The organism is Arthrobacter sp. P1_A5 (assembly GCF_056406825.1).
Genome location: NZ_JBFTZL010000288.1, coordinates 1 through 2,989 on the forward strand (window position 1 = coordinate 1; position 2,989 = coordinate 2,989).

General features: G+C 73.0%; 2 protein-coding genes and 1 pseudogene. All 3 read right to left on the bottom strand.

The window, feature by feature from the left end; translation table 11 throughout:
* A pseudogene (locus AC1D1S_RS20395) lies at window positions 1-493 on the bottom strand (hypothetical protein); the annotation flags it as partial.
* Window positions 494-705: 212 nt separating this feature from the next.
* The gene (gene hemG / locus AC1D1S_RS20400) at window positions 706-2,238 is read right to left on the bottom strand and encodes a protoporphyrinogen oxidase (protein ID WP_476995358.1); all 1,533 of its coding nucleotides are present in this window, start codon (window positions 2,236-2,238) and stop codon (window positions 706-708) included.
* A gap of 4 nt (window positions 2,239-2,242) precedes the next feature.
* Window positions 2,243-2,989: uroporphyrinogen decarboxylase family protein (locus tag AC1D1S_RS20405; protein ID WP_476995359.1), on the bottom strand; the 747-nt coding region annotated here is incomplete at its 5' end.

A 2,989-nucleotide genomic window follows, 5' to 3' on the forward strand; every position in this document is an offset into this window, starting at 1 on the left:
GAGCCGGGGCGGCGGGCGGCGCGGCGGGGTCCTGCGGCCCGGCGGGCGGCGCAACCTTCGCGGGCGGGGTGCTCGACGCCGGTGGGGTACTGGTGCGCGGTGACGTGGGTTCCGGGTCGCTGGGCTCGGGCTCGGGGTCGCTGGGCTCGGGGTGGCTGGGTTCCGGGTCACTGGGCTCGGGGTCGCTGGGTTCCGGGCTGCTGCCGTGCGACGGCGACGGGGAGGACTCGCCCGAGCCGGCGGACGGCGAGGGGCTCGGCGTCGTCGAGGAGCCCAGCAGGCTGTCCAGCACGTCGCCGAGGCCGAGGGTCAGCGAACCCTGCGCGGACGGTGCGGTGGACGCCGCCGCGGACAACCCTGCGGCCGCCTGCGAGGCAGGAGCCCCGGCGGTGCCAGCCAGTACGGCCCCGAGCGCGACCGCCGCCGCGCCGCTTCGAAGGCCCCGATGGCGGCCGGTCTTCGTTGTTGACACCTTGGACCTGAAAATAAACATGGTCATCGAGCCTAGCCGGAATCGACCAGCAGGAAAAACTTGCAAAAACCGCGAATTTCCGGCACGAAACCGCCGGGTCCGGAGGGGCTCAGGGTGCCTTTGGAACCGCTGTGATTCCTGTGACTGAAGGTGTGCCTGGGACTCAGGAACGTCGTTCGGGACAGCCAAAATCAGGGTCACCAAATTCAGCGCAGCCGCGTTCAGGACAGCGTTCAGGACAACAGGGTGCGGACCTGCTGCGGGGTGTCGGCCACGATCGCTGCCAGGCCATTGCCGGACAGCCAGCCGCCCACCACGGCAAGCGTGCCGTCCGCGGCACAGACGCTCCGGACGGCCGCGACGCGCTGCCTGTGGCCCAGGGACGCAAACGGCAGCGCGCCGGCCCAGCGGACCACGTCCCAATCGGCCACGTCCCCGGCGCCGACTGGCACCACCAGCAGGGCCGACGCATCAGCAAGGGCTGCGCGGAAAAGTTCATCGTCGGAGCGCGGCGCCGCGGCCAGCGGCGCCGCGGCCAGTCCGCCGCCGCGGGACTCGGGCAATGCCCCGGGAGTAACAGCCCCTGGAGCTGTGCTCCGCCCATAGGAGAGCCGGAGCACATGCCTTCCCGGGCCTGCCTGCTCCGCCAGCCACGCCCATTTGGCGGTGGCGTGCGTCAGCGCCTTGGCCTGCACACCCGGGCTCTGCGGGGCAACAAGCACGCCGGTGCCGCGTGGCGCCGCGTCAAGGGCCGGGAGGTCCACCACGAGCGTGACAAGGCTGACGTCGGGTCCGGCATCGGGGCGGAGGCCGGCAAGTTCCGGCAGGGACTCCTCAAGCAGCCCGACGGCGGCGGGACCCTCGACCGCAACCGCGAGGAGCCCGGCGTCGAAAGTGGCCTGGTCCGTGGCCACGCGCCAGCCGTCGGCTGAGCGCCGCACTGACCGGGCCGCGGTGCCGGGCAGCAGGGTGACTCCGCGCTGACGCAGATCGGCCAGCAGGGCGGCGACGAGGGTGTGCATGCCACCGCGCAGCCCGGCGACGGCGGAACCGGCCTTCTGGAGCCCGCCGGCCTGGCCTGCTCCGGACGGTCCGGGGGGTCCGCCCGTGGCGACCGCCGCTCCCCTGCGCTGGGCCGCGACGGCGGCGGCGAGGGAACCATGCTGGCGGATGAGGGCCCGCAGACCGGGGGCCACCATGTCGACGTCGAGCACTGAGGGGTCGGCCGAGTGCACGCCGCCGACCACCGGTGCGACGAGCCGGTCCAGGACCCGCTTGCCCATCCGCCGGCGGACCAGGGCTGACACGCTCGTTGCCGCGTCAGCGGTGCCCAGCGAGGCCGGCAGCACGGCGTCGACGGAGGCGCGGAGGGATCCCAGCAGGCCCAGCGACCGGCGGACTTCCGGGTCCCACGGGCTCGCCGGGATGCCCAGCACACCGGTCTTAGGCAGTTCCCGGGGGCCGTCAGGCAACTGGACCCAGGCCCCGCCGGGGTTCGGCGCGACGATCTCGCCGGCCAGCCCCAGCTCCGCGGCGAGATCGGCTACGGCGGCGGTGCGGGTGGCGAAAGACTCCGCACCGCTGTCCAGGGTCAGTCCGGCCACGACATGGCTGCCGACACAGCCGCCCCAGGCCTCGCCGGCCTCCAGGACGGTGGTGCGGACCCCGGCCCGGGCGAATTCCCGTGCCGCAAGCAGTCCGGAAATCCCGCCCCCGATCACAACGGCGGTACCTTCCACGGGAGTCCCGGCGGCGCCTGCGTCCACGCCCCTACTCCGGAGCGATGGAGTGGATGAGTTCGACGACGCGCGTGAGCACCTCAGGGTCCGTCTCCGGCGGCACACCGTGGCCGAGGTTCAGGACGTGCCCGGGCGCCGCGGAGCCGGCCGCGATCACCTCTCGGACGTGGGCTTCGAGGACTTCCCACGGCGCCGAAAGCAGTGCCGGGTCGATGTTGCCCTGCAGCGGGACGGTGCCGCCGAGGCGGCGGTTGGCTTCGTCCAGCGGCAGCCGGTAGTCGACCCCCACGACGTCAACGCCGACGTCGCGCATCGCGACGAGCAGTTCCGAGGTGCCGGTGCCGAAGTGGATCAGGGGTGCGCCCAGGTGCCGGACATGGTCCAGGGCACGGGACGACGCCGGCGCAACGAAGCGCTGGTAGTCGGCAAGTCCCAGCGAACCGGCCCAGGAGTCGAAGAGCTGGCCGGCGGAAGCGCCGGCTTCCAGCTGTGCGCGGAGGAACATCCCCGAGGCATCGGCGGCCCAGTTGGCCAGGGCAGTCCAGGTTTCGGGGTCGGCGTGCATCATGGTGCGCGGGCCGAGGTGGTCGCGGGAAGGCTTGCCTTCCACCATGTACGCGGCGAGGGTAAAGGGCGCACCGGCGAAGCCGATCAGCGGGGTGCTGCCGAGCTCGGCCACCGTGAGCCGGACGGCTTCGCGGATGGGCTCCAGGGCCTCCCAGGTCAGCTGCGGAAGGGCGGCAACGTCCGCGGCCGTGCGGACCGGTTTGTCCAGCAC